Genomic DNA, 400 nt, shown 5'->3' on the forward strand with positions numbered 1-400 from the left:
TCGCTCGACATCAGCCGATCGATGTCCACCAGGATCAGCATCCGCTCGTCGAGCGTGCCCAGCCCGATCAGGTAGTCGGTGTCCAGCACCGAGCCCATCTCCGGTGCCGGCTTTATCTGCTCCGCGCCCAGCGTGATCACGTCCGACACGCTGTCGACCACCATGCCCACCACACGGCCGCCGATGTTCAGCACGATCACCACCGTGAACTGGTCGTAGCTCGGCGTGCCCAGGTTGAACTTGATGCGCATGTCGATGATCGGCACGATGATTCCGCGCAGGTTCACCACGCCCTTGATGTACTCGGGCGCGTTCGCGATCCGCGTCACCGCGTCGTAGCCGCGAAGCTCCTGCACCTTCTGGATGTCGATGCCGTATTCCTCCTGGCCGAGCGTGAAGG

The 400-nt window shown here is 63.2% G+C and carries 1 protein-coding gene; it reads right to left on the minus strand.

Annotated elements, in window-relative coordinates; genetic code table 11:
• A partial coding sequence (locus tag AC3A6J_RS28055) for a chemotaxis protein CheW (protein WP_487863280.1) occupies nucleotides 1–400 on the minus strand: 400 nt, incomplete at both ends.

The sequence above is a fragment of the Variovorax sp. Soil_C_39 genome (assembly GCF_057656815.1).